Origin of the sequence: Methylobacterium sp. ARG-1 (assembly GCF_001262595.1) — a bacterium.
In the GTDB taxonomy this organism is placed as follows: Bacteria; Pseudomonadota; Alphaproteobacteria; order Rhizobiales; family Beijerinckiaceae; genus Methylobacterium; species Methylobacterium brachiatum.
Map to the genome: position 1 here is coordinate 76,444 of NZ_LHCD01000003.1, position 22,336 is coordinate 98,779.

General features: G+C 68.9%; 19 protein-coding genes. 5 read left to right on the forward strand and 14 right to left on the reverse strand.

The window, feature by feature from the left end:
* Positions 1 to 129 precede the first annotated feature (129 nt).
* The gene (locus AKJ13_RS04095; protein ID WP_050732217.1) at positions 130 to 987 is read left to right on the forward strand and encodes a response regulator; all 858 of its coding nucleotides are present in this window, start codon (positions 130 to 132) and stop codon (positions 985 to 987) included.
* A 21-nt stretch (positions 988 to 1,008) separates the two neighbouring features.
* Here the strand turns inward: AKJ13_RS04095 and lpdA are convergent, their stop codons facing one another.
* The 11 genes from lpdA to gloB form a co-directional block, all read right to left on the reverse strand.
* Positions 1,009 to 2,409, reverse strand: coding sequence for a dihydrolipoyl dehydrogenase (gene lpdA, locus AKJ13_RS04100; protein WP_050732218.1), 1,401 nt, complete (start codon positions 2,407 to 2,409; stop codon positions 1,009 to 1,011).
* A gap of 68 nt (positions 2,410 to 2,477) precedes the next feature.
* Positions 2,478 to 3,227: an SDR family oxidoreductase gene (locus AKJ13_RS04105; protein ID WP_050732219.1), complete on the reverse strand. Its 750-nt coding sequence runs from the start codon at positions 3,225 to 3,227 to the stop codon at positions 2,478 to 2,480.
* A gap of 8 nt (positions 3,228 to 3,235) precedes the next feature.
* Positions 3,236 to 3,550, reverse strand: coding sequence for a DUF2442 domain-containing protein (locus AKJ13_RS04110; protein ID WP_050732220.1), 315 nt, complete (start codon positions 3,548 to 3,550; stop codon positions 3,236 to 3,238).
* Positions 3,547 to 3,801, reverse strand: coding sequence for a DUF4160 domain-containing protein (locus tag AKJ13_RS04115; RefSeq protein WP_050732221.1), 255 nt, complete (start codon positions 3,799 to 3,801; stop codon positions 3,547 to 3,549). Before AKJ13_RS04115 ends, AKJ13_RS04110 begins: the two co-directional genes overlap by 4 nt.
* 52 nt (positions 3,802 to 3,853) lie before the next feature.
* Complete coding sequence (gene odhB, locus AKJ13_RS04120) at positions 3,854 to 5,185, reverse strand: 2-oxoglutarate dehydrogenase complex dihydrolipoyllysine-residue succinyltransferase (protein ID WP_050732222.1); 1,332 nt, start codon at positions 5,183 to 5,185, stop codon at positions 3,854 to 3,856.
* A 110-nt stretch (positions 5,186 to 5,295) separates the two neighbouring features.
* A complete protein-coding gene (locus AKJ13_RS04125; protein WP_007560102.1) occupies positions 5,296 to 8,286 on the reverse strand; it encodes a 2-oxoglutarate dehydrogenase E1 component in 2,991 nt (996 codons plus the stop codon).
* A gap of 155 nt (positions 8,287 to 8,441) precedes the next feature.
* A complete protein-coding gene (gene sucD, locus AKJ13_RS04130) occupies positions 8,442 to 9,326 on the reverse strand; it encodes a succinate--CoA ligase subunit alpha (RefSeq protein WP_050732223.1) in 885 nt (294 codons plus the stop codon).
* Between the two features lie 2 nt (positions 9,327 to 9,328).
* Positions 9,329 to 10,525: an ADP-forming succinate--CoA ligase subunit beta gene (gene sucC / locus AKJ13_RS04135; RefSeq protein WP_050732224.1), complete on the reverse strand. Its 1,197-nt coding sequence runs from the start codon at positions 10,523 to 10,525 to the stop codon at positions 9,329 to 9,331.
* Positions 10,526 to 10,641: 116 nt separating this feature from the next.
* Positions 10,642 to 11,604 (reverse strand): malate dehydrogenase, encoded by a 963-nt coding sequence (gene mdh, locus AKJ13_RS04140; protein ID WP_050732225.1) that lies wholly within the window; start codon positions 11,602 to 11,604, stop codon positions 10,642 to 10,644.
* Positions 11,605 to 12,030: 426 nt separating this feature from the next.
* Positions 12,031 to 12,600 (reverse strand): TetR family transcriptional regulator, encoded by a 570-nt coding sequence (locus tag AKJ13_RS04145; protein WP_007560094.1) that lies wholly within the window; start codon positions 12,598 to 12,600, stop codon positions 12,031 to 12,033.
* Positions 12,601 to 12,955: 355 nt separating this feature from the next.
* On the reverse strand, positions 12,956 to 13,732 hold the full coding sequence (gene gloB, locus AKJ13_RS04150) for a hydroxyacylglutathione hydrolase (RefSeq protein WP_050732226.1): 777 nt from the start codon (positions 13,730 to 13,732) through the stop codon (positions 12,956 to 12,958).
* Between the two features lie 183 nt (positions 13,733 to 13,915).
* Between gloB and AKJ13_RS04155 the strand changes: the two genes are divergently transcribed.
* Positions 13,916 to 14,650 (forward strand): methyltransferase domain-containing protein, encoded by a 735-nt coding sequence (locus AKJ13_RS04155; protein WP_007560090.1) that lies wholly within the window; start codon positions 13,916 to 13,918, stop codon positions 14,648 to 14,650.
* 52 nt (positions 14,651 to 14,702) lie between these two features.
* Positions 14,703 to 15,419 (forward strand): MarC family protein, encoded by a 717-nt coding sequence (locus AKJ13_RS04160; RefSeq protein WP_007560087.1) that lies wholly within the window; start codon positions 14,703 to 14,705, stop codon positions 15,417 to 15,419.
* 7 nt (positions 15,420 to 15,426) lie between these two features.
* Here AKJ13_RS04160 and AKJ13_RS04165 read toward each other — a convergent pair whose 3' ends face one another.
* Positions 15,427 to 16,479, reverse strand: coding sequence for a hypothetical protein (locus AKJ13_RS04165; RefSeq protein WP_200905583.1), 1,053 nt, complete (start codon positions 16,477 to 16,479; stop codon positions 15,427 to 15,429).
* A 904-nt stretch (positions 16,480 to 17,383) separates the two neighbouring features.
* Between AKJ13_RS04165 and AKJ13_RS04170 the strand changes: the two genes are divergently transcribed.
* Together AKJ13_RS04170 and AKJ13_RS04175 are read left to right on the forward strand one after the other, a co-directional pair.
* Positions 17,384 to 18,220 (forward strand): ArsA-related P-loop ATPase, encoded by an 837-nt coding sequence (locus AKJ13_RS04170; protein WP_050732227.1) that lies wholly within the window; start codon positions 17,384 to 17,386, stop codon positions 18,218 to 18,220.
* Positions 18,217 to 18,654 (forward strand): hypothetical protein, encoded by a 438-nt coding sequence (locus AKJ13_RS04175; RefSeq protein WP_050732228.1) that lies wholly within the window; start codon positions 18,217 to 18,219, stop codon positions 18,652 to 18,654. Before AKJ13_RS04170 ends, AKJ13_RS04175 begins: the two co-directional genes overlap by 4 nt.
* Positions 18,655 to 19,048: 394 nt before the next feature.
* Here AKJ13_RS04175 and AKJ13_RS04180 read toward each other — a convergent pair whose 3' ends face one another.
* Together AKJ13_RS04180 and pbpC are read right to left on the reverse strand one after the other, a co-directional pair.
* Positions 19,049 to 20,092 (reverse strand): cytochrome c peroxidase, encoded by a 1,044-nt coding sequence (locus AKJ13_RS04180; protein ID WP_050732229.1) that lies wholly within the window; start codon positions 20,090 to 20,092, stop codon positions 19,049 to 19,051.
* 145 nt (positions 20,093 to 20,237) lie between these two features.
* Positions 20,238 to 22,259 (reverse strand): penicillin-binding protein 1C, encoded by a 2,022-nt coding sequence (gene pbpC / locus AKJ13_RS04185; protein WP_244471520.1) that lies wholly within the window; start codon positions 22,257 to 22,259, stop codon positions 20,238 to 20,240.
* Positions 22,260 to 22,336: the final 77 nt, after the last annotated feature.

Consider the following 22,336-nt stretch of genomic DNA (forward strand, 5'->3'; position numbering starts at 1 on the left):
AGGGCGGCTAATACGCGATTGTTGCGCTGAATATGTGTCGACGCGTCTTATCGAGCGCACGTTTAAGGGCTTCGTCATGATCCGCGTTCATTCTCCTGATCGGGGAATTGGATCTGTCGGGGCGGTGCCATGGAGCTTGATGAGGCCAGGTCGCCCGCCCGTGTCGTGATCGCGGATTGCGATGCCGGGCGACGCGCCGCCCTCAAGGCTATCGTCCAACGCTTCGACCCAAAGGCCGTGATCGCCGAGGCGACATCGGGCCAGGCGCTGTGCGACAACCTTCTCCGGCAACGCCCCAGTCTCGCCTTCGTCGGGCTGCAGCTCGAAGACCTGAGCGGACCTGAGGCGGTCGCGGTGGCGCGCCGGGCGGGGGCCGAGCCGCCCTGCCTCGTTCTGGTCGCCACCCGCGTGCTGGCGCATTGGCAGGAGATCGCTCAGAGCCTCGGCGCCTACGAGGTGCTGAAGACGCCGCTCAATCCGAGCCACATCGAGCAGCTCCTCCATGCCGATGCCCGCCGCCGGACCCCGACCCGGGCTCTGCTCGCCTGCTCGTCGGCTGCCGGGCGGACCGCGATCAGCCGGGTGGTGGCGCGCAGCGGCTTCGCGATCGAGCTCGAGGAGACCGATTGCGGCCGCCACGCCCTCAAGCAGCTGAAGCTCGGTGCCTACGACTTCGCGTTCATCGATGTGAAGCTCGGCGGCATCGACGGGATGGAGCTCGCCTGCCAGCTCCAGCCGCTCGGCCTGGCAACCCGGATCACCCTGCTGACCACCGCCGAGCTGGAGCCGATCGCCCAGGCCGGGCGCTATTTCGGGGTGGATGCCGTTCTGCGGATGCCGTTCTACCCCCGCGACATCGACCTGGCACTGCACAATGCCCTGGGGCTGCGTCGGCCATATCTTCTGAACGCGCTCACCGCTTCGCCGGCGCCGAGCGCGCTCCTGCGGATCGCCGACCTGCCGAACGCCCGGCGCAAGATCGCCTGATCCCGCGCCGGGTCTTACCGATCAGACGTGGATGGCGCGCTTGGACACGGCGAGCGCCGCTTCCTTGACCGCCTCGGTCAGGGTCGGGTGCGCGTGGCAGGTGCGGGCGATGTCCTCGGAGGAGGCCCCGAACTCCATCGCCACCGCGACCTCGGCGATCAGGTTGCCGGCATCCGCCCCGACGATGTGCACGCCGAGCACCCGGTCGGTCTGGGCATCGGCCAGCACCTTCACGAAGCCGTCCGTGGTGCCGTTCGCTTTGGCGCGGCCGTTGGCCGTGAACGGGAACTTGCCGGCATTGTAGGCGATGCCGTCCTTGGTCAGCTCCTCCTCGGTCTTGCCGACGGAAGCCACCTCCGGGAAGGTGTAGACCACGTTCGGGATCACCCCGTAATTGACGTGGCCGGACTGCCCGGCCAGCATCTCGGCGATCGCGACGCCCTCGTCCTCGGCCTTGTGGGCGAGCATCGGCCCGGCGATCACGTCGCCGATCGCGTAGATGCCGGTGACGTTGGTCGCGTAGTGCGAATCCGTGAGGATCCGGCCCTTGTCGTCGCGCTGCACGCCGACCGTGTCGAGGCCGAGCCCCTCGGTGTAGGGCACCCGGCCGATCGCCACGAGGACCACATCCGCCTGCAGGATCTCCGCCTCGCCGCCCGCGGCCGGCTCCACGGTGACGTTCGCGCCCTTCTTGCCGACCTCGACGCCGGTCACCTTGGTGGACAGCTTGAACTGGATGCCCTGCTTGGTCAGGATCCGCTGGAACTGCTTGCCGACCTCGCCGTCCATGCCGGGCAGAATCCGGTCGAGATATTCCACGACGGTGACCTCGGCGCCGAGCCGGCGCCAGACCGAGCCGAGCTCCAGCCCGATCACGCCGGCGCCGATCACCAGGAGCTTCTTCGGCACCCGGTCGAGCTCGAGGGCGCCCGTGGAGGAGACCACCACCTTCTCGTCGATGGTGACGCCCGGCAGGCGCGTCACGTCCGACCCGGTGGCGATGACGATGCTCTTGGTCTCGAGCATCTGGTTGCCGCCATCCTCGGACACGACCTCAACCCGGCCGGCTCCCGCGATCTTGCCGGTGCCGTGGAAGGTGTCGACCTTGTTCTTCTTGAGCAGGAACTCGACACCCTTGGTGTTGCCGGCCACACCCTCGGCCTTGAAGCTCATCATCTTCTTGAGGTCGAGCTTCACGCCGCTGACCTCGATGCCGAGATCGGCGAAGTGCTTGTTCGCCTCCTCGAAGGCCTCGGACGCGTGAAGCAGCGCCTTCGACGGGATGCAGCCGACATTGAGGCAGGTGCCGCCGTGGGTCGCACGCTTCTCGACGACGGCGGTCCGCAGGCCGAGCTGTGCCGCGCGGATCGCGCAGACATAGCCGCCGGGGCCGGTGCCGATGACGACGAGATCGTAGGACATGGGAGTTCGCTTCCGGTCGGTCATGCCGCCTGGGGCGGTCGGAGAGAAGGGAGATGGACAGGTTGGGCTCAGCGGCCGCCGCCGACGTCGAGGATGGCGCCCGTGGTGTAGGACGCCTCCTCCGAGATCAGCCACGCGATCGGCGCGGCGACCTCTTCGGCGGTGCCGGCGCGGCCCATCGGGACGCCGGGCCCGAGGCGCTCGACCCGGTCGGGCTCGCCGCCGCTGGCATGAATGTCGGTGGCGATGATGCCGGGCGCCACCGCGTTGACGCGGATGCCCTCCGCGGCGACCTCGCGGGCGAGCCCGATGGTCAGCGTATCGATCGCGCCCTTCGAGGCGGCGTAATCGACGAACTGGCCGGGGCCGCCGAGGCGGGCGGCCACCGAGGACAGGTTGACGATGGCGCCCCCTGCCCCGCCGCGCTTGGTCGACATGCGCCGCACCGCCTCCCGGGCGCACAGGAAGCTGCCGACGACGTTGGTGTTCATCATCCGCTGGAGCCGGGCCGCGCTCATGTCAGCCACGTCCGACTTCATGTCGACCACGCCGGCGTTGTTGACGAGCGCGGCGAGCCGGCCGAGCCCGTCGGCCACCTGGAACAGGGCGAGTACGTCGGCTTCGACGCCGACATCGCTGCGCACCGCCAGCGCCTTGCCGCCCTTGGCAGTGATCGCATCCACCACCGCCTGGGCCGCGGCCGAGTCGGAGACGTAGCTCAGGCAGACCGCGTAGCCGCGCTCTGCCAAGAGCAGCGACACCGCCCGCCCGATGCCGCGGCTGCCGCCGGTGACGATGGCGACGCTTGATCCGTTCATGGGTTCACTCATGCGGCTGCAGCCTGGGCCGATTCATATCGGCTCGCGAGATCCTCGACGATCTGGGTCTCGATCCGGATCCGCGTCGCGTCGGGGCAGAAATCGATCTCATGGCCGACGGCTTCAAGATTCCAGCCAAAGGTCCGGCCACCTTCACCGACAGCCACCGTCCGGAAATAGGCTCCGTCCTTCAGCGGCGCGAAGATGGCGCCTTCGGCAATTAGGTCCGACAAGTCGAGGATACCGGCGATGCCGTCGTCGAACGTGACACGGAGCGTCGGATACTGAAGGGGCCCCACGGAGGCGATCCGATGCGTCTTCATTCGATTATTCCCCCGCTGTAGCGACCGGCCCGGATTTCTCGCCACACATAGGAAACCTGTTCGCGATTGGCAGCCAGCCACGTGCGGATGGCCTCGAGTTTCGCACGCGGCAAAGCCCCGCTGAGGACTTCGCCCGTGACGATCGAAAGCTTCGCCTCCTGGCCTGCGAAGAATGCGTGCAGATGCGGCGGAAGGTGATCGTAGAGATGGATCGTAATCCGAACGCCTTCGACGATGGCGATGGTGGGCATCAATCAGCGAATCTTTCCGATCGATGCCGATATCTTTCCGCCGCCCTATCGATCACAGATCCAGCACGAGCCGGGCCGGATCCTCCAGGGCCTCCTTGACCCGCACCAGGAAGGTCACGGCCTCCTTACCGTCGACGATCCGGTGATCGTATGACAGCGCGAGGTACATCATCGGCCGCGCCTCGATCTTGCCGGCCCGGACCACCGGGCGCTCCTCGATGCGATGCATGCCAAGGATGCCCGATTGCGGGGCGTTGAGGATCGGGGTCGACATCAGCGAGCCGTAGATGCCGCCGTTGGTGATCGTGAAGGTGCCGCCCTGCATGTCCTCAATGGACAGCTTGCCGTCGCGGGCCTTCTTGCCGAAGCCGGCGATGGTCTTCTCGATGCCGGCGATGGACAGGTCGTCGGCGTCGCGCACCACCGGTACGACCAGGCCCTTATCGGTGCCGACCGCAATGCCGATGTGGTAGTAGTTCTTGTAGACGAGATCCTGCCCGTCGATCTCGGCATTGACCGCCGGCACGTCCTTGAGAGCGCCGATCACCGCCTTGGTGAAGAAGCCCATGAAGCCGAGCTTCGTACCGTGCTTCTTCTCGAAGATGTCCTTGTATTGGCTGCGCAGGGCCATAACAGCCGACATGTCGACGTCGTTGAACGTCGTCAGCATCGCGGCGGTATCCTGCGCGTCCTTGAGGCGGCGTGCGATGGTCTGGCGCAGCTTCGTCATGCGCACGCGCTCCTCGCGCGCGGCATCGTCCGGCGCCGAGGGCGCGCGGGGCAGGGTCGGGCGAGCCTCCTTGGCGGGGGCGGCGGCCGGGGCCGGGCCCTTCGCGATCGCGCCAAGCATGTCGCCCTTGGTGACGCGGCCGTCCTTGCCGGAGCCGTTGATGCCGGACGGGTCGAGACCGCTCTCCCGGGCGAGCTTGGCCACCGCCGGGCCGTTATCGCCGCTAGGGCGCTGCTGGGTCGCGGGGGCGCCCGCATCGCCGTGGTTGCCGTAGCCGGCGGAGGATTCCTGGGCCGGCGCCTCTGCCTTGGCGGACGGAGCGGCCTTGGGCGCCTCGCTGCGGCTCTCGGACTTGGTCTCGGCGGCCTCCTTCGGGGCCTCCTTCGCGGCGGCCTTCTTGCCGCCAGCCGAAGCGCCGGCCTCGACGATCGAGCCGAGCAGCGCGCCGGGCTCGACGGTCTCGCCGTCCTTGGCCAGGATCTCGCCGAGCTGGCCGGCCGCCGGGGCGTTGACCTCCAGGGTAACCTTGTCGGTCTCGAGCTCGACGATCGGCTCGTCGGCCGCGACCGTGTCGCCGGGCTTCTTGAACCAGCGGCCGATGGTGGCCTCGGTCACGGATTCGCCGAGCGTCGGGACGAGGATGTCGGTAGCCATGGTCTTTCGCACTTCCGGATCGGTTGGGCCGTGCCGGACGGCCTGGAGATTGAGGGCGGCGGCCCGAGCGGGTCGCCGCCAGGTCTCGAAAACTCAGCGGGTCCCAGAGATCAGACCGCGAGCGCCTCGTTGAGGAACGCCTGGAGCTGGGCCTGGTGCTTCGACATCTGGCCCACGGCCGTGGATGCGGAGGCCGGGCGGCCGACATAGCGGGCGCGCTTCACTGCGGATCCCGCTTGGCCGAGCACCCATTCGAGATAGGGCTCGACGAAGGACCAGGCGCCCATGTTCTTGGGCTCCTCCTGGCACCAGATGACGTCGGCGTTGCGGAACCGGCCCATCTCGGTGGCGAGCGCCTTGAGCGGGAACGGGTAGAGCTGCTCGACGCGCATCAGGTAGATGTCGTTGAGCCCGCGCTTCTCCCGCTCCTCCAGCAGGTCGTAATAGACCTTGCCGGAGCACAGCACGACGCGGCGGATCTTGTCGTCGCGCACGAGCTTGTTGGGGGCGCCCTCCTCCTCGGCATCGTCCCACAGGACGCGGTGGAAGGTGGACCCCTCGGCCAGGGCGTCGAGCGTCGAGACTGCCCGCTTGTGGCGCAGCAGCGATTTCGGCGTCATCAACACCAGCGGCTTGCGGAAGTCCCGCTTCAGCTGCCGGCGCAGGATGTGGAAGTAGTTCGCCGGGGTGGTGACGTTGGCCACCTGCATGTTGTCCTCGGCGCAGGCCTGGAGGTAGCGCTCCAGGCGGGCGGAGGAATGCTCGGGACCCTGGCCCTCGTAGCCGTGCGGCAGCAGCAGCACCAGGCCGGACATGCGCAGCCACTTGCGCTCGCCGCTCGCGATGAACTGGTCGATTACCACCTGGGCGCCATTGGCGAAGTCGCCGAACTGGGCTTCCCAGAGGACAAGGGCGTTCGGCTCGGCCAGGGAGTAGCCGTACTCGAAGCCGAGCACCGCCTCCTCGGAGAGCATCGAGTTGACGATCTCGATCGAGGCCTGGCCCTCGCGGATGGCGTTGAGCGGCGTGAAGCGCTGCTCATTCTCCTGGTCGATCACCACCGCGTGGCGCTGCGAGAAGGTGCCGCGCTCCACATCCTGGCCGGAGAGCCGGACCCGGTTGCCGTCGAGCAGGGTCGCCCCGAAGGCCAGGGCCTCGGCGGTCGCCCAGTCGATCCCGGCGCCGGTCTCGACTGCCTTGGCGCGGTTGTCCATGAACCGCTGGATCGTGCGGTGCAGGTGGAAGCCGGGGGGCGCCTGGGTGATCTTGCGGCCGATCTCCTGCAGGGTCTCGGCCGGCACCGCGGTACGGCCGCGGCGCGGATCGTCGACATCCTCGTGCACCGCCTTGAAGCCGGCCCAGCGGCCGTCCAGCCAGTCGGCCTTGTTGGCCTTGTAGTTGGTGGCGACGTCGAGTTCGCTGTCGAGCATCTGGCGGAACTCGGCCTTGCGGGCGTCCAGCGCCTGCTGGTCGAGGGTGCCGTTCTCGACGAGCTTGCGCCCGTAGGTCTCCAGCACCGACGGGTGCTTGCGGATCCGCTGGTACATCTTCGGCTGGGTGAAGGCCGGCTCGTCGCCCTCGTTGTGGCCGAAGCGGCGGTAGCACAGCATGTCGATCACGACCGGCTTGCCGAACTTCTGCCGGTACTCGACCGCCACCTTGGCCGCGAAGGTCACGGCCTCCGGATCGTCGCCGTTGCAGTGGAAGATCGGCGCCTCGACCATCTTGGCCACGTCCGACGGATAGGGCGAGGAGCGCGAGAAGCGCGGATCGGTGGTGAAGCCGATCTGATTGTTGATGATGAAGTGCACCGAGCCGCCGGTGCGGTGGCCCTTCAGCCCCGACAGGCCGAAGCACTCCGCGACCACGCCCTGGCCCGCGAAGGCGGCGTCGCCGTGGATCAGCAGCGGCAGCACGGCGGCGCGCTGGATGTGCGGCTTGGCCCACTGGTCCTGCTTGGCCCGGACCTTACCGAGCACCACCGGATCGACGATCTCGAGGTGGGACGGGTTGGCGGTGAGCGAGAGGTGGACGTTGTTGCCGTCGAAGGCGCGGTCCGAGGACGCGCCCAGGTGATACTTCACGTCGCCCGAGCCCTCGACCTCGGCCGGCGAGGCGGAGCCGCCCTTGAATTCGTGGAAGACAGCCCGGAACGGCTTGGCCATCACGTTGGTGAGCACGTTGAGCCGGCCGCGATGGGCCATGCCGAGCACGATCTCGCGCACGCCGAGCGCGCCGCCGCGCTTGATGATCTGCTCGAGAGCCGGGATCATCGCCTCGCTGCCGTCGAGGCCGAAGCGCTTGGTGCCGGTATACTTAAGATCCAGAAACTTCTCGAATCCCTCGGCCTCGATCAGCTTGTTCAGGATGGCGCGCCGGCCCTCGGGCGTGAAGGAGATCTCCTTGTCCTTGCCCTCGATGCGCTCCTGGATCCACGCCTTCTCGGCCGGATCGGAGATGTGCATGAACTCGACGCCGAGGGTCTGGCAGTAGGTCCGCTCCAAGATGTCGACGATCTCGCGGATCGTCGCGAATTGAAGCCCGAGCACGTTGTCGAGGAAGATCGGGCGGTCCCAATCGGATTCCTCGGTGAAGCCGTAATGCTGCGGGTGCAGCTCCTCGTGGTCGCCGCGCGGGGCCAGGCCCAGCGGGTCGAGCTTGGCGTGCAGATGGCCGCGCATGCGGTAGGAGCGGATCAGCATGATCGCCCGGACCGAGTCCTTGGTCGCCTGCTCCACCGACACGCCGGTGGTGGCGGCGACGCTGTCGACCGGCTTGCCGGGCTTGGCCTCCTTGGCGTCCCGGGCGACGATCCTGTCGCCGACCGCCTTCTCGAGGGCGCCCCAATTGCCATCGAGCGCCGAGACCAGCTCGCCGTTCAGCGGCACCGGCCAGTTGGGCTTCTCCCAGGACGCGCCCGCGGCGTTCTTCTCGACCAGGGTCTCGTCCTCGCCGAGCCCCTTGAAGAAGGTCTGCCATTCCGGATCGACCGAGGCTGGGTTGCGGGCGTAGGCCGCCTGCAATTCCTCGATGTAGGCGGCGTTGGCGCCGTAGAGGAACGAGGTTTCGAGAAGCGCTTCGTTCACGTCCTGGCGTGCCATGGTCCGTTCATCCTGTCGCGCGGGCAGGCTGGCTGCCCTTACGGCGACCCGCTCGCGGGGCGGATCGCCCTGAAAGTGATCCGGGGCGGCAGACCGCCCCGTCCCGTCGATATGGGGGTCGCGACCCTGCGCGGGCCGCGACGCAGGCGCACGCCTCAGCCCTTGAGGACGTCGACGAGCGTCGAGCCGAGCCGGGCCGGCGACGGCGACACGCGGATGCCCGCGGCCTCCATGGCGGCGATCTTGTCCTCGGCGCCGCCCTTGCCGCCCGAGATGATCGCGCCGGCATGGCCCATGCGGCGGCCCGGAGGCGCCGTGCGGCCGGCGATGAACCCGACCATCGGCTTCTTGCGCCCGCGCTTGGCCTCGTCCTTCAGGAACTGGGCGGCCTCCTCCTCGGCCGAGCCGCCGATCTCCCCGATCATCACGATCGACTCGGTCTTCGGGTCGGCCAGGAACAGCTCCAGCACGTCGATGAACTCGGTGCCCTTCACCGGGTCGCCGCCGATGCCCACGGCCGTGGTCTGGCCCAGGCCGGCATTGGTGGTCTGGAACACCGCCTCGTAGGTCAGCGTGCCCGAGCGCGACACGATCCCGACCGAGCCCTGGCGGAAGATGTTGGCCGGCATGATGCCGATCTTCGACTGGCCGGCGGTGACGATGCCGGGGCAGTTCGGGCCGACGAGGCGCGACTTCGAGCCGGTCAGCGCCCGCTTGACCTTGACCATGTCGAGCACCGGAATGCCCTCGGTGATGCACACGATCAGCGGGATCTCCGCGGCGATCGCCTCGCAGATCGCGTCGGCGGCGCCGGGCGGCGGCACGTAGACCACCGAGGCGTCGGCGCCGGTGGCCTCGCGGGCCTCCGCCACCGTGTCGAAGACCGGGAGGCCGAGATGGGTCGAGCCGCCTTTGCCGGGGCTCGTGCCGCCGACCATCTTGGTCCCGTACGCGATGGCCTGCTCGGAGTGGAAGGTCCCGTTCTTGCCGGTAAAGCCCTGGCAGATGACCTTGGTGTTCGCGTCGATCATCACCGACATGATCAGGCTCCCTTCACGGCGGCGACGATCTTCTGGGCGGCGTCGTCGAGGTCGTCCGCCGGGATCACGTTGAGGCCGGAGCCCCGGATGATGTCCTTGCCCTCTTCGACGTTGGTGCCTTCGAGGCGCACGACCAGCGGCACCTGCAGGCCCACCGCCTTGACGGCGGCGATGACGCCGCGGGCGATGACGTCGCACTTCATGATCCCGCCGAAGATGTTGACGAGGATCCCCTTCACCTGCGGATCGGCGGTGATGATCTTGAACGCCGCCGTGACCTTCTCCTCAGAAGCGCCGCCGCCGACATCGAGGAAGTTGGCCGGGCTCTCGCCGTAGAGCTTGATGATGTCGAGCGTCGCCATGGCCAGGCCGGCGCCGTTGACCATGCAGCCGATCGTGCCGTCGAGCGCGATGTAGGCGAGGTCGTACTTGGACGCCTCGATCTCCTTGGCGTCCTCCTCGGTCTCGTCCCGCAGCGCGACGATGTCGGCGTGCTTGTAGAGCGCGTTCGAGTCGAACGAGATCTTGGCGTCGAGGCACTTGAGATGGCCGTCGGCGGTGAGCACCAGCGGATTGATCTCGAGCATGCTCATGTCCTTGGACACGAACGCGGTGTAGAGCTTCTCCGTCAGCGCCGCCGCTTCCTTGGCCTGGGCGCCGGTGAGCCCGAGGGCCTTGGCGACCGCGCGGCCGTGGTGGGGCATCACCCCCGTGGCGGGATCGACCGGGATCGTGTGGATCTTCTCGGGCGTGTCGTGAGCGACCGCCTCGATATCCATGCCACCCTCGGTGGAGACCACGAAGGCGACGCCGCCGGTGGCGCGGTCGACCAGCATCGAGAGGTAGAATTCCTCGGCGATCTGGGCGCCTTCCTCGATGTAGAGGCGGTTGACCTGCTTGCCGGCCGGACCGGTCTGGATCGTCACCAGGGTCTGGCCGAGCATCTCGCTCGCGTACTGCTTCACCTCGTCGATGGACTTGGTGACCCGCACGCCGCCCTTTGCGCCCTGGGGGGCGTCCTTGAAGGTCCCCTTGCCGCGGCCGCCCGCGTGGATCTGGCTCTTCACGACCCAGACCGGGCCGCCGAGTTCCTTGGCGGCGGCCTCGGCCTCCGACGGGTCGAAGATCGCCACGCCGCGGGAGATCGGCAGGCCGAACTCCTTCAACACGGCCTTGGCCTGGTATTCATGGATGTTCATCGGGGCCTCTTGATGAGGAGCGAGAAGCAAGGAGCGGAGAGCGACGCGACGAGCCGCCTGTGGGGACCGTGACCGGCCCCCGCCTCGGCTGCAACCGTGCCGCTCCGGGCCGTATCTTAGGCGAGGTTGCTGTCGACGCCCTTGCAGGCTTCGATCAGGCCGGTCACCGAGGCGACGGACTTGTCGAACATCGCCTTCTCGGCCGGGTCGAACGTGACTTCGAGGACGCGCTCCACGCCGCCGGCGCCGATGACGATCGGCACGCCGATGAACATGCCCTTCACGCCGTACTGGCCGTCCAGATAGGCGGCGCAGGGCAGGACCCGCTTCTTGTCGCGCAGGTAACTCTCGGCCATCGCGATGGCGGAGGCGGCGGGCGCGTAGAAGGCCGAGCCGGTCTTGAGCAGGTTGACGATCTCGCCGCCGCCCTTGCGGGTGCGCTCGACCATGGCGTCGAGCTTTTCCTGGGTGGTCCAGCCGAGCTTGACCAGATCGGGGAGCGGCACGCCGGCCACCGTCGAGTAGCGCACCAGCGGGACCATATCGTCGCCGTGGCCGCCGAGCACGAAGGCAGTGACGTCCTCGACCGAGACCTTGAACTCGTCGGCCAGGAAGTGGCGGAAGCGGGCCGAGTCGAGCACGCCGGCCATACCGACGATCTTGTTGGTGGGCAGGCCCGAGAACTTCTGCAGGGCCCAGACCATCGCGTCGAGCGGGTTGGTGATGCAGATCACGAAGGCGTCCGGGGCGTAGCTCTTGATGCCCTCGCCCACCGCCTGCATGACCTTGAGGTTGATGCCGATCAGGTCGTCGCGGCTCATGCCGGGCTTGCGCGGCACGCCGGCGGTGACGATCACAACGTCGGCGCCCTTGATGGCGGAATAATCGCTCGCGCCCGCATAGGTCGCGTCGAAGCCCTCGACCGGGGCGGCCTCGGCGATGTCGAGCGCCTTGCCCTGCGGCACGCCGTCGACGATGTCGAACAGCACCACGTCGCCGAGATCCTTCAGGCCAGCCAGGAGGGCCAGGGTGCCGCCGATCTGGCCGGCACCGATGAGCGCGATCTTGTTGCGAGCCATGTCGGATCAACCTCCGCTGCGTGTCGTCTTCGGTGGGATCGGCGAGGCGTCGGGACCGTCCGTTGGCCGGGCCCGACGCGGGATTCGCCGCTCTGGAATCTGCGCGGCTGTGTGACCGAAAAGCCTCGGCGCTTCAACCCGATGGCCGGTTGCAGCCGGGGTGGTTCGGCTCGCGCCAGCGCTCGCGCGAGGGAGTGCATGGCGATGAAACGTCAATGACGTGAGGGTTTTAGGGGCGCTGCACTCTGGCTTGGCCAACCCGGAAAGCCGGGATGACACATCCGAAAGCTTGTCATTTCGCCGATTTCGGTCCGGTTCCACCCTGTGGATCGCGCCCCGATCGGAGGGGCTGAAACGCGAAAGGCCCGGACGCGATGTCCGGGCCTTGGAATGCGGTAGCAGACGTTGAGCCGCGCGCTTGCGGCGTCAGAGAATCCCGGAGCGGAGGACCCGCTGGATCGCGTGGATGACCGCGCCGAACCGGGCCTCGATCAGGTCGCGCGGGACTTCCGCATCGTGCTGGATCGCCAGCGGATGGGTGAAGCGATAGCTCGCATCGAAGATGTAGGCGATCGCCCGCTCTCGGTCCCGGGCGGAGAAGATCCCCGAGGTGATGCCTTCTTCGACCACGCGCTCCACCAGGCTGCGCAGGCGCACCCGGTGCCGCCGGGCGATGGGCCGGGCCGAGACCGTGGCGTCCAGATGGACGGCGAACAGGTTGGGCTCGTCGAACAAGGCGTCGCGCTGAACCGTCGCGAGGGCGGTGAGCAGCCGCTCGATCTTGTCGTCGGCCGGGTCCGGCGCGTCGGCGATGCCGGCCAGTCGCGCCTCGACCTCGCGCAGCCAGCGTCCGGCCACCGCGTCGAGGAGCGCGTCCTTCGATGGGAAATAGCGGTAGACGTTGGCATGCGTCATCCCGGCTTCCGCCGCGACGGCGACCACCGTCACGCGCTTGGGTCCGAGTCGGGACAGGTGCTCGGTGGCGATACCGAGCAACCGTACATCGGCTGCGACCGGCGCGCGGGGACGCGACGGGGCCGCCCCTTCGCCGGTGTCGCGAAGCGCGTCACTGGCATTCGTGTCTGTTGTAGAAATCTTGGACTTTGCGCTGAGCGCCTCTTCCTTAGCCCCGTCGGATTCTGGCTTAAGGAACGGAAGCGGAAGGCGGGAGGTGGACAGGTGGTAGGGCGAGACGGACCCCCATCATACCGGCGGAAGCGTCCCGGCGCTTCGCGTTGACGTTACGGCTTCCCCCCGGGAGCCCGTTGACCGAGCGGATTGGACCGCTTGCACAGGGTATGTGTCAGTTCGGCTTGAGAACGCAACAAAATTTTCTTGGTTATCACCGGTCCTAGAAGCGGTCCTTCCACGCACGCAGCGCAACAAACACCGCTTCCGGATCTGTGCCGGGCGCAAGATCCACTGACTTAGCCAGCGTCGGTAGGCTCGCACGCAGGAACGGATTGGTCGCGCGCTCATCGCCCATTGTCGAGGGAATCAGAAAACGACCTTCGGCCTTGGCCCGCTCGGCCTCGGCCTTGCGCGCCAACAGATCGCGGTTGTCGGGTTCCGCCGCCAGGGCGAAGCGGGCATTGGACAGGACGTAATCGTGGCCGCTGAACACCCGCGTTGCGTCGGGCAGGTGTTCGAACCGCCGCAGGGAGCGCCACAGGGTCTCGGGCGGGCTCTCCATCACCCGGCCGCAACCGAGGGTGAACAGCGTGTCCCCCGAACAGACCAGGCCGGCCTCCTCGAACCAGTAGGTGACGTGATCGGCGCAGTGGCCGGGGGTTTCCCAGACCTGGGCCGTGAGCCCGCCGACCTGCACGGTGTCGCCCTCGCCGACCGTCATATCCACGTCCGGGACCGCGTTGCCGGCTTTGGCCGGCGCGACCACTCGGGCCCCGGTGGCACGCTTCACCGCCGAAATGCCCTCGACGTGATCGCCGTGCCGATGGGTGACCAGGATGTCGGTCAGGCGCCAGCCGGTCTCACCCAGCGCCTTCAGGACCGGGCCGGCCTCGGGCACGTCGATCGCCGCGCAGGCGCCGCTGACGGGATCGTGAATCAAGACCCCGATATTGTCGCTGCGGCACAGGAAGGTTCGGATCTCGGTCTCGGCAGCCATTGGAGTCCCTCGTCAGGAGGCGCGAAGATTCGCAAGGCGCGGCGAAGCGCGAAATCTGCTGCCGTGAACCGGCGGCGATCAAGCCCGGTTCCACCGCCGGAACATCCCGAGATGCTTGCCGCGGGCATCGCGGCCCACCATTGAGTGAGGATCGTCGTCCCGGCCTCATTCTCCCGTTCCTCCATGCGTCTCGACGTCAACGGCCTGCGGGCCTTCTACGCCAGCCCCCTGGGGGCCGAGACGCACCGCGTCGTCGCCCGCGCCCTCCACGGGTTTCTGGGTTCCGTCTCGGGTCTGCGCGTCCTCGGGATCGGCTACGCGACGCCGTATCTCGGGCCGATCCACTGCATCGCCGAGCGGACCCTGGCCTTCATGCCGGCGACGCAAGGGGTGGTGAACTGGCCGGGCTCCGGCCGTTCCTGCACGGCGCTGGCCGACCCGACCATGATGCCGCTGCCCGAGGCCGCCATCGACCGGGTCGTGCTGGTCCACGCGCTGGAATCGGTCGAGAGCCCGACGGAGCTGCTGCAGGAGGTCTGGCGCACGCTGACCCCGGGGGGCCGGATGATCCTCGTCGTGCCCAACCGGCGCGGGGTCTGGGCCCGACGCGAGGCGACACCCTTCGGCCACGGCCAGCCCTACAGCCGGTCGCAGCTCGGCCGGCTGATGCGCGACACCCTGTTCTCGCCCGAGGGCTGGGCCGAGACCCTGTACATGCCGCCGGTGCGCTCGCGGCTGATGCTGCGCACGGGACCGGCCTGGGAGCGGCTCGGCTCCGGACTGGCGCTGCCCTTTGCCGGCCTGCACGTGGTCGACGCGACCAAGCAGCTCTACCGCCCGGTGGCGGTCCAGCAGGTCCGCCGCGCCCGCCGCCTGTCGCCGGCCCGGGTGCTGGTGCCGGCGCCCTCCCCGGGCTGACCGGCTCAAGAGGCTGGCCGTTACGGGCCGCTTGGTCTAGGCGGCGGCCCTCATGAGCATCGATTTCACAATCCAGCAGTTCCTGCTCGCCCTCTCGGGCCTGATCGCGATCGTGAACCCGATCGGCGGGGCCTTCATCTTCGCCCAGGTGACCAGCGCCTACAGTCATGCCGAGCGGGTGCTGCTGTCGCGCAAGATCGGGGTCTACGCCGCCCTGGTGATGCTCGGCGCCCTCTGGGCCGGCACGCCGATCCTCAACTTCTTCGGCGTGACCCTGGCGGCCCTGCGGATCGCCGGGGGGCTGGTGGTGATGTCCTCGGCCTGGAACCAGCTCAACCGACCCGAGGCGCGCGAGGCGCGCAAGCAGGCGGAGGCGTCGGGCTCGAAGGATCGCGGTGCCACGACGCTGATCGAGACCGGCGGGGATCCGGCGCCGGCGCCGCTCGCCGAGATCGCGTTCTTCCCCCTGACCCTGCCGTTCACCACCGGGCCCGGCACCATCGCGGTGGCGATCACCCTGGGGTCGAACCGGCCGGCCGCCTACGCGGACCGGTTCGGCTTCTATATCGGCGTCACCCTGGCGGCCCTGGTCGTGGCGCTCGCGGTCGCGCTCATCTACGCCTCGGCCGACCGGGTCGTGGCGCTGATCGGCCCGGCCCGGGCCCGGGTGACCGGGCGCCTGTTCGCCTTCCTGCTGCTCTGCGTCGGGACCCAGATCCTGATCACCGGGCTGACCGACGTGTTCGCACCGCTGGTCGCGGCGCGCTGAGCGCCCGTCAGATCACCGGCAGCGTCTCGAAGCCGCCGAACAGGGCCGCGTGGCCGGCGTAGTAGAGGAAGAGGAACAGCGCCAGGGCGGCCCCGTACCAGGCCGGGGCCAGCACCACGTGCCGGGCGCGGACCGCCATCCGGACGTCGTCGGCGGCGATGCCGATCAGCACCACGATGATCCCGGAATGGCCGATCGCATCGACCTTGCCGAACTCGAACACCGCCGAGACGAAGATCGCGGCCAGGATGATCGCCGCGCAACGCCGGACCAGCGGGGTCCAGATCAGCGCGAAGGCCAGGGTGAACTCGATGACGCCGGCGGCCTGCATGAACAGCTCGGGGGTCGCGCCGAGCGTCATCTGCGGCTTGGCGGCGAGCAGCGGATCGGTCCATTGCGGGTAGGCCCACTTCTCGATCGACGCCCACATCAGCGTGATCGCGGCGGTCCAGCGGACGATGTCGAGCGGACGAAGGCCGAAGGGCGCGAGGTCGAGGCCGCGGCAGATCAGGTAGACGGCCACGCCGAGGAAGATCGGGTAGTCGGCGAGGTGGAAGACGCCGTACTGCGCCGTGGCGAAGCTGAACAGGAACACGATGCCCAGGCCTGTGAGCGGCATGGTGCGGCGCCAGATCAGGCAGCCGGCGAGCGCCAGCTGGAACCACGGGATCCAGGCGACATCAGTCTTCAGCTCGGGGGTCAGGATGATGCCGCCGAGTTCCCAGAGTGAGACGAAGAAGAAGCCCAGCGTGGCCCGCACCAGCAGCTCGGTGTCGGTGCGGATCCGGGCGGTCACGCGGTCGAGGGCGTTGAGCAGCGCGCCGCCCAGCGGCGTTCCCTCGGCCAGGCACCCGAACATCAGGCAGACCAGGGCGAGCACGGTCAGCCCCTCGAAATTCGCGCACAGCACCTGTTCGAGGCCCTGCGGCTGCCCGGCGACATCGTAGGCGCAAAACCACTTCACATGGGCCTGCGCCTCGCTCGTGGCCGCGAGGCTCGCCGCTCCCGCGGTGGCGAGGGCGTATCCGGTGGAGGTGCGCTTATTCTTGAATGCTGACATCGGAGCCTCGCCGGTGCCTGCCGACACCGTGGTTACCGGGCTATTTAGATAGCCTCTTCAGCTCTTCGCCAATAGTTTGTTAATGAATATGAGTGGAAGGTTAACGCTGTGAATTGCGCGTGCAACCTAGGCGATGGCCGGTTGCACCGCGGCAGGGATCCGGATCCAGGCCCGGACAGCCGCCCACCGATCCCCGCTCCGTTCAGCAGCGTTCCAGGGGCATGTCTCCGGACGTCGGCGCTGTCGCATCGGCGACCCTCCCGTTTCTAAGCGGCTGTGGCCGCGCTGCCGTGTGATTTGAGATGGAGTCTGTTTGTTTTCGGCGCATATTTGTTGATTTAATTTGCAAATGGCGGTTCTGTACTTATAGAAGGAAGCTGTTTCGGAAGAATTAGTCTGGAAAGTTGCGAAAATTGCGCGGAAATTATTCTTCGATTTTGGCTTTATAACTGAGGATAAGCTGTCAACATCGGAACTTATAGGCTTGCCTTGCGCCGAGAGCTGGGCGAACTCTCTGTCCTGCGCGACGCCGCCCGGGCTGCGATCGGGCGCGGCCCCGCCGCGGTACCGGGCCGGCAATGGAGTGCAAGGCGTGAAGTGGGCAACTATTCCCGGTCCCGACCTGGTCGGCTCGATGCCACGGTTGGGCGTCAGGCAGCCGTGGCACGCGGCTTCCGCTTCAGCGCCCGGGTACAACCGGGGACCGGCTGCTTGAGAGCGTCCGGCCTCCTGACGCGCACGGGCGGCGCCGGCCCGCGGTCGGCGCCGATATCCGGCCCATCCGCCACCGGGCCGGGCCCGGATCGACGACACGAACTCTGACACCTCCGCAGGACCGTCTTCACGCGCCGCAGCCACGCCCGCGCGAACGCAGCCCTGCGCCATTCACACCAAGGAGATTTCTATGACCGACGCCACGCAGCTCAAGGTTCCGGCCTGGTACACCCCGTCCGAACTCCAGGACATCCAGCAGGATCTCCTCGGCTCGGGGAATTCGAAGGTCCTGATCCTGTGCCTCGGCGGCAAGGGCGGCGTCGGCAAGACGACCATCGCCCTGCAAATCGCCGATCTCTGCGCCGAGGTCGGCCCCGTCCTGGCGGTCGACACCGATCCGGCCAACCGGCACTTCCACACGGCGCTGATGCGCGAGACCGAGCCGGGCAGCCAGAACTTCGTTCCGCGCCGCCCGGGCGTCTCCTGCTTCCGGCAGCGCCTGCGCGCGGAGGATTCCACCGGCCGCGTCGACCCGACCCTGGTGCAGGACCTGATCGAGCGCGTATCCGACGCTGCCGAGCGCTTCGTCGTGGTCGATTTCCCGGCGGGCGACACCGAGACGACCCGGCGCAGCACCGAGATCATCGTCGAGAGCTGCCGCGAGGATAAGATCCGCCTCTGCGTGGTCGTAGCCGCCGGCGCCGTCGATCCCACCGCCCTGGACGTGCTCCGAGAGCTCCGGCCGCTGCTGCTCGAATGCGACCGGGCGATCCTGGCCAAGAACACCGCCCAGGCGACCAACTTCGATTACCTGGAAGCCTCCGACGTGTTCCGTCAGCTGAAGGCGCAGCCGAACTTCCGCACCATCGAGATCGAGCGGATCGGCGAGCGCCTGATCGAGGCCCTGCGGATCCAGCACATAACCTGGCTGGAGCTTGCAACCACCGCGCCGATGCGCCTGCGCGTCGAGGGACGGCGCCTGCGGCGCAACTTCCACACGGCCTGGCGCGAGGCCTTCCGTCCGTGAACAACCTCGAGCGGTTCTACCGGACGGTTCACGGCCGGGAACTCCTGCCTTGGGAGCGGCAGCTCGCCGTGCGCGTCGCGGCCGCTCTCAACACCACCACGGACGACGATTTCGTCGTCCACCTTCTGCTGCTGTACAACGCCACCCACGTCATCAGCGAGATGCACAACGAGCTGGTTGCCGCGAGAGACGCCCTCTCTCAAGGCAACCGGGAGCTCGTCCACGACCTGTCCATCGAGGTTCGGCGCAACACCCGGACGATCTACGTGCTGCTCGGCGTGGTGGTGGCGAGCGTCCTCGGCAGCGTCTGGATCCTTCTCAGCCTGGCGAGCCTGTCCCACCAATACACGGTCGGCGAGGCCCGGTTCGCCGCCGCGCTCGAAGCATGCGAGCGACGCGTGACCGGTGCGCCCCAGCAAGGGCTCGCCCGCTGACGAGCGCGGTTGGGATAGAGCGGGGCCCTTCGCACAACGCCCGTTCGGCTGCCCGTCCGCCGATGCGGCGGGTGTTGTGTGAGCGGCTCGGGAAACGCGTTGAAGCGGCTTTCCCATCCGCGCCCTCATGCTCCTCATGCTGAGGTGCCCTGCGATCGAAGATCGCCAGACCTCGAAGGGGCCTCCCGGGATCGCGTGGCCAGCTGGAGGGCTCCTGCAAGGCTCGCTTCGCTCCCACCTGAGCATGAGGGTGCGATCGGGATACCCCTCTGGCTTGGGCAGGCCACCCGGCATTTTGCGCAGCCAAGCAGCTCAATGGTGCGTGACATTCGCGGATTGAGTGTCCCTGGGTCATCCCTGCGCGCGATGCCCGTCCCGGTCGACCGGGCCGCCGTTACGGCGCCGGGACCGCGGTGGTGAACGAGGCCGTCGTCAGGTCGCGGCTCCGTTCCGTCGCGAGGGTTCCCAGGAACGCCAGCAGGTCGGCCCGCTCCGTTGCGCTGAGATGGAGCGGCTTGATGGCCCGGGATCGGCTCGGGCGGTCGATGCCGCCGCGGTTGTAGAGATCGATCACCGCCTCCAGGGTCGGGGCCGAGCCGTCGTGCATGTAGGGCGCCCGGCGGCCGATCTCCCGGAGTGTCGGGGTCTTGAAGGCGTAGCGCAGGGCGACCGACGTCGGCTTGAACCGGCCGCGACCGATGTCGGTCCCGGTGCCGACGCCGATATCGTGGAACGAATTGTCGGTGAACGACCAGCCGGAATGGCAGCTCGCGCAGTCGGCCCGGCCGTTGAACAGGTCGAACCCGCGCTTGGCCGCCGCGCCGATGGCCGCCTCATCGCCGGCGATCCAGCGGTCGAACGGGGTCGTCCCGGCGACGATCAGGCGCTCGAAGGTCGCCAGCGCCGCTTCCAGCCGCTCACGGGTGATCGCGGGATCGTCGAACGCGCTGGCGAAGGCGGAGGCGTAGCGCGCATCGGCGCTGAGCCGGGCCAGCGCGTCAGCCATCGGCAGGTTCATGTTGGATGGCGAGGTCATCGGCATCGCGGCGACGGATTCGAGGGACGGGAACTTCCCGTCCCAGCCCATCGGGCCGTCCTGCCAGGCGACGTTGATCAGCGTCGGCGTGCGCAGGTCCATTTCGCCCTGCATGCGCGTCGCGGCGCGGGCGCGCCCGTCACCCCAGCCGAGGTCCGGGAGGTGGCAGGTGGCGCAGGTCCGGGTGCCGTCGCCGGACAGGATCGGGTCGAAGAACAGCCGTCGGCCCAGCTCGGCCTTGGCGGCCGAGTAGGGATTCTCGCTGGGGAACGGGATCTCGGCGGGCGGACGATAGGCCTCGCGCCAGCCGGCCCGGCGCGGATCGGCATCGCTGCCGAGCCCTGCCGCCACGCCGACCAATCCGAGGAGCACCGCGATCCCGGCGCCGACCTTCCAAGCCATCACCGACCTCACCGGCGAGCACTAGACCGGTATTCGTTGATGAGCGATGAATCCGGCGAGGAAGATCTGCGTTCACGAACGTATTGTCGGGTGCAGAGTGACGCACCCCAGGCATTTTCGTCGGCTCAATCTCTGGACCGGCCCGTCACTCGATCCGGATGGAGACGCTGTCACTCGCGCCCGTTGCATCGAAAACCGAGATTCGCGCGAATCCGGCCCCGCCCGGGACCCACTCGGCCCGGCGCCGGGGCGTCTGTGCCACGGGCTGGCCGTCGACCAGCCAGGTCAGCGGCGGAACCCCGCCGAGCGCCTTCAGGGCGAGACCTTGGCCCGCTGCGTCGCGATCGTCCCCGCGCTCGCCCGCGAGGCCCAGATCGATCCGCGCGCCGTCCGGGGGATAGGCGATCTTGAGCGCCGGGCCCTGCATTTCCGCCCCGTCGCGATGCAGGCGCCGCAGCGGCGGCGGCAGGCCGCCGGCCTCGGCGACGCTCAGCACGTTGCGGGGCTGCGGGATCGGCTCGGGCTCGATCCCGAGCCGCGCGAAGGCGTCGAACAGGATCGGGGCCGCGGCCACCCGGCCGACGAGGCCCGGCACCGCGGCACCGTCCGGCCGGCCGATCCAGGCCACCACGGTGACGTGCCGGTCGAAGCCGGCCGCCCAGGCGTCGCGGTAGCCGAAGGAGGTGCCGGTCTTGTAGGCGATGCGGTTCGTCAGCGCGTTCTCCGGCGGCGGCGTTCCGCGCAGGATGTCGGCGACGTACCAGGCCGCCACCGGCTCGGTCACCCGGTGCTCCGGGCCGGTCCCGGCGGCGTCTCCGGCCCGGCGCTGGATGTCCGGCACCGACCCGCCGCGGGCCAGTCCCGCATAGAGCCGCGCGAGGTCGGTGAGCGTGATGCCGAGGCCGCCGAGCGCCACCGGCAGGCCCGGCGCCGCCTCGCGCGGGAGCTGGATCCCGGCGCCGGCCGCGCGCAGCCGGGCGATGAAGCGCGCCGGCCCGACCGCCTCCATCAGCGCCACCGCGGGCACGTTGAGCGAGAGCTGCAGGGCGCGCCGGGCTGTGACCGTCCCCTGGAAGGTCAGGTCGAAATTCTCCGGCGCGTAGTTCGCCGAGAACCGGGCCGGGCGGTCCTCCAGCAGCGTCTCGGGATGGGCGAGGCCGTTCTCGAAGGCCAGCGCGTAGACGAAGGGCTTCAGGGCCGAGCCCGGCGAGCGCACGGCCAGGGTCATGTCGATCGCCCCGCGCCGGCTCGGGTCCAGGTAGCCGGCGCTGCCGACCTGGGCGAGGACGCGGCCATCGCGGTTGTCGAGCACCACGATCGCCGCGGAGAGGGCCGGTCCGGCCGCGGCGGCGCGCTCGGCCGCGAGCGTCTCCAGCCGCGCCTGCAACCGCCCGTCGATGGCGAGGCGGATCACCGGCGTCCCGGGCTCGGCCGCCACCGCCGCCTCGGCGGCGTGGGCTGCCAGCATCGGGAACGGCTGTCGCGCGGTCGGCACCGGCTCCGCCTTGGCGGCGGCGGCCTCGGCGGCGCTGACGAGGCCCCGGCTCGCAGCGAGGTCGAGCACCCGGTCGCGGGCGGCTCGGGCGCGGTCCGGGAACCGGTCGGGCCGGCGGGTCTCGGGGGATTGCGGCAGGGCGACCAGCAGGGCGGCCTGCGCCGTCGTCAGCCGCACCGGCTCACGCCCGAAATAGGCGAGGCTCGCCGCCCGCACGCCTTCGAGAGGGCCGCCATAGGGGGCGAGCGCCAGGTAGAAGTCGAGCATGGCCGCCTTGCCGAGCTGCCGCTCCAGCGCGACTGCCCGCACCACCTGCCGGAGCTTGGCCTCCAGCGAGCGCCCGTGGCGCGGCTCGACCAGGCGGGCGACCTGCATCGACAGTGTCGAGCCCCCCGATAGGATCCGCCCGTGCCCCAGCCATTGCGCTGCGGCCCGCAGGATCGCCGCCGGGTCGACGCCCGGATGGGATTCGAAGCGCCGGTCCTCGTAGGCGAGCAGCATCGCCCGGTAGCGCGGATCGACGGTCGCGGCGGTGACTGGCAGCCGCCAGCGGCCATCCGCGGTGGCGAAGGGGCGCAGTAGCGTGTCGGATCGGTCGAGCACCACGGTGGAGCGCGCCGAGGCCGCCGCGAGGTCGAGGGGCGGCAGCGCCGCGGCGTAGCGCCAGACCATCCCGGCGCCGGCCGCCAGGAGCCCCAGCACGAGCGCCGCGATCGCCAGGCTCACCTTCGCGGCGCGGTGCAGGCTGC

Excerpts from the sequence above, each read along its gene's own strand:
- sucD (WP_050732223.1), bottom strand. The coding sequence starts at position 9,326 with ATGTCGGTGATGATCGACGCGAACACCAAGGTCATCTGCCAGGGCTTT.
- AKJ13_RS04160 (WP_007560087.1), top strand. The coding sequence starts at position 14,703 with ATGAGCATCGATTTCACAATCCAGCAGTTCCTGCTCGCCCTCTCGGGC.
- gloB (WP_050732226.1), bottom strand. The coding sequence starts at position 13,732 with ATGGCTGCCGAGACCGAGATCCGAACCTTCCTGTGCCGCAGCGACAAT.
- mdh (WP_050732225.1), bottom strand. The coding sequence starts at position 11,604 with ATGGCTCGCAACAAGATCGCGCTCATCGGTGCCGGCCAGATCGGCGGC.
- sucC (WP_050732224.1), bottom strand. The coding sequence starts at position 10,525 with ATGAACATCCATGAATACCAGGCCAAGGCCGTGTTGAAGGAGTTCGGC.
- AKJ13_RS04180 (WP_050732229.1), bottom strand. The coding sequence starts at position 20,092 with ATGGCTTGGAAGGTCGGCGCCGGGATCGCGGTGCTCCTCGGATTGGTC.
- odhB (WP_050732222.1), bottom strand. The coding sequence starts at position 5,185 with ATGGCTACCGACATCCTCGTCCCGACGCTCGGCGAATCCGTGACCGAG.
- AKJ13_RS04105 (WP_050732219.1), bottom strand. The coding sequence starts at position 3,227 with ATGAACGGATCAAGCGTCGCCATCGTCACCGGCGGCAGCCGCGGCATC.
- pbpC (WP_244471520.1), bottom strand. The coding sequence starts at position 22,259 with ATGGTCTGGCGCTACGCCGCGGCGCTGCCGCCCCTCGACCTCGCGGCG.
- AKJ13_RS04165 (WP_200905583.1), bottom strand. The coding sequence starts at position 16,479 with ATGTCAGCATTCAAGAATAAGCGCACCTCCACCGGATACGCCCTCGCC.
- lpdA (WP_050732218.1), bottom strand. The coding sequence starts at position 2,409 with ATGTCCTACGATCTCGTCGTCATCGGCACCGGCCCCGGCGGCTATGTC.
- AKJ13_RS04125 (WP_007560102.1), bottom strand. The coding sequence starts at position 8,286 with ATGGCACGCCAGGACGTGAACGAAGCGCTTCTCGAAACCTCGTTCCTC.
- AKJ13_RS04115 (WP_050732221.1), bottom strand. The coding sequence starts at position 3,801 with ATGCCCACCATCGCCATCGTCGAAGGCGTTCGGATTACGATCCATCTC.
- AKJ13_RS04155 (WP_007560090.1), top strand. The coding sequence starts at position 13,916 with ATGCGTCTCGACGTCAACGGCCTGCGGGCCTTCTACGCCAGCCCCCTG.
- AKJ13_RS04170 (WP_050732227.1), top strand. The coding sequence starts at position 17,384 with ATGACCGACGCCACGCAGCTCAAGGTTCCGGCCTGGTACACCCCGTCC.
- AKJ13_RS04095 (WP_050732217.1), top strand. The coding sequence starts at position 130 with ATGGAGCTTGATGAGGCCAGGTCGCCCGCCCGTGTCGTGATCGCGGAT.
- AKJ13_RS04110 (WP_050732220.1), bottom strand. The coding sequence starts at position 3,550 with ATGAAGACGCATCGGATCGCCTCCGTGGGGCCCCTTCAGTATCCGACG.